This window comes from Hoylesella timonensis S9-PR14 (genome assembly GCF_000762405.1).
Taxonomy (GTDB): Bacteria; Bacteroidota; Bacteroidia; order Bacteroidales; family Bacteroidaceae; genus Prevotella; species Prevotella timonensis_A.
The window spans coordinates 1-2,414 of record NZ_JRPQ01000016.1 but is presented as its reverse complement, the minus strand read 5'-3'; the positions used below and the strand labels follow the sequence as shown (position 1 = coordinate 2,414).

The following is a 2,414-nucleotide window of genomic DNA, read 5'->3' as shown; positions in this document are numbered from 1 at the left end:
ATTATTGCCAACTTCGGGCGGTTAAAGCATTGAGATAAGCCTGTAATTTGCATGCTTTAATGCCGCTGAAGCATGTGAATAACACCTCTAAAGAGTGTTTCCAAGACCGTTAAGTCAATGTTTCAGCTTGAAAAGACATTTATTTTGCCAAAATCAGCACATTTTTGAAGGACGCTTGCCTATTGATTTTTTCTATTTTGAAGATTTTCAATGGTCGATTTTTGGTAAAATAATAGGACAAAAACACGGAACGCCTTTCATCATAATGAAAAGCCTTAACATCATCACTTACTAAACTAAGGGCATCGTATTTTTTTTACAGTAAGGACAAGCGGCTCGTGCTTCTGTTCAAGAAAATATGAGACGGAGGACTCATCTTGCGTTAGTAGTCGCGCGAACAGTGCTTTTCCTCGAAAGACCGCTTGCATACCAGCGGACAGAAAGCCTTGTATCCCACCTTTGTCAATCGTGGCAACAACTTCTTGCTGGATGAGGGCGACCCCAAGCTCTTCATCATCAAGTTCCATGCGAAGAAGTCGGGCAAGCTGAACCTGAAGATGCGCGACGGCATGTTGGTTGACCACAACTTAGGCGTGAGCAACTTCTAACCGCGCATGGAGCGGTGGGGTGGTGAGCCACGAGAAAAACCTGATGAAACCAATTCTTCTATCTTATGGTAAGACAGATCTTTTGGTTTCATCAGGTTTTATTTATGGTTCAAACAAACCTCGCGGTTCAATTAAGCACCGTGGAAGAGATATTCGGCTTGAATGTCTTTGGTGAGCTCTGTGAATAACCGCTCTTGCAGCTTGTCGGCTACGCATAGCGCACGAGTCAACACCTTGTCAGAAAATTCTTGCAACATGTCTTTTGCACGTAGCGGCTGTGTTTTGTATATACGCAAATACTCTTCTTCCATTTCACGTTGCCGTTGGTCGGTTTCCTCCTCAAATTTGCGGTACGTCTCTTTAATCATTGGCGCATATTTGTTGTAGTCCACCATGCCCAGCGCCATCACCTTACGGAATTTCCAATAAGCAGAATCGGCACTCGACTGGTCGGTTCCCTGCGTATATTCAACTGGATATGAGCTGATGCCCTGATACAGCGGCAAGAACAAACCTAAGTCGGCCATGCCCATGGCAACGTAAGCAACGCAGCCAATGGCCTGAGGCAGTTCAGGACGCACCTGTAGGATGTGGGTCTGTGTGGTCCTGAAGATAGATACTGGGCGATAAGGTTCTTTTGGATTGCTATGTAGATAAGGGTCGTGTTCGGTATTGTCGTAGTGGAAACGGAATGCCGTACGTAAGTCTGTTATGCTGATAGGCTTCTCGGCTTTGGCGTAAACAGGGAATGTATTTTTAGTGACGTCATTCTTTATCGCTGGCGAAAACATCTGCTGCAGACCCCATACGCGTGGATAGTTATAGGTAGTGTCGAGCTTGACGTCGCGCGCATACGATACATGAAAATCAAATTCGCCCTTCTTCGGGTCGTGTAATCCATGTTTCTCTGCAAACTCAATCAAGTCGGCAGATGCCAAATAGTTTTCTTTGTCGTTAGGGTCGTACTGGCGGAAACGGCTCTGGTTGCCCGTGACGAAATATTGCTTTTTCGGCATTTTGCAAGCCAACCAACGATGTCCGCAGGCCGTTTCCAAGTACCATATTTCTTGTGCGTCTACGAATCCGATGCCGAAACCTTCTGCAATACCATGTTTCTCGATGAGCATGCCCAAGCGCTCTACGCCTTCGCGCGCGGTGTGAACGTAGGGCAGTACGACGTTGAACACGGCATTCTCTGCCAAACCCGTTTCTACCAAGGGGTCATACTTTAACACCTCATCGCTGCTGAATATGCTTTCAGTTGCACTCATGCCCACGCCGGCGGTGTTGAATCCTGCGCTTCCCCAGTGGCGTGGTAGGTTGAAGGGTGCCAATGCATTGTAACCCAATGCTTCTTTGGGCAGTTCACAGCGGAACGGACTGTCCAAGGCGATAAATTCTTTTGGTCCCTCTTTCGTATCTTCGTACAGTTCGTAGTTTTTGGCTTCCATGGCATCCCAGTCTTCCGAACGGGCTACAATCATGGAACCGTCGGCTGTCATCTCTCTTCCTACTATGATGGTAGTACACTCTGATGGTAATTCGCTTACCTGATGTTTTTTTTGTCTCATACTCGTTTTATGTGATATGATGGTTAGAAATATGATGTTGTGCGGTATTAGTCCCCGCTACTTGCAAATTTATGAATATTTTTTGGATGATGTATCGATAGGGTTGTAAATTTTTCAAGAATTACACGGCTCCTTTATTTAAGGGCGGTTCTATAAATTAGCTTTGACAGATTGTGAGATTATTTTTGAGGTCAATTTGTTTGTGAGTGAAGGAGTATAGCGAGCTATACGACTG

2 protein-coding genes are annotated in these 2,414 nt (G+C 45.6%); one reads left to right on the top strand and one right to left on the bottom strand.

Annotated features, from left to right (window positions below; translation table 11 throughout):
- Window positions 1-422 precede the first annotated feature (422 nt).
- Complete coding sequence (locus HMPREF9304_RS00860) at window positions 423-608, top strand: hypothetical protein (protein WP_036925879.1); 186 nt, start codon at window positions 423-425, stop codon at window positions 606-608.
- Between the two features lie 131 nt (window positions 609-739).
- Here the strand turns inward: HMPREF9304_RS00860 and HMPREF9304_RS00855 are convergent, their stop codons facing one another.
- Complete coding sequence (locus HMPREF9304_RS00855; protein ID WP_036925876.1) at window positions 740-2,179, bottom strand: C69 family dipeptidase; 1,440 nt, start codon at window positions 2,177-2,179, stop codon at window positions 740-742.
- Window positions 2,180-2,414 lie beyond the last annotated feature (235 nt).

Excerpts from the sequence above, each read along its gene's own strand:
- HMPREF9304_RS00855 (WP_036925876.1), bottom strand. The coding sequence starts at position 2,179 with ATGAGACAAAAAAAACATCAGGTAAGCGAATTACCATCAGAGTGTACT.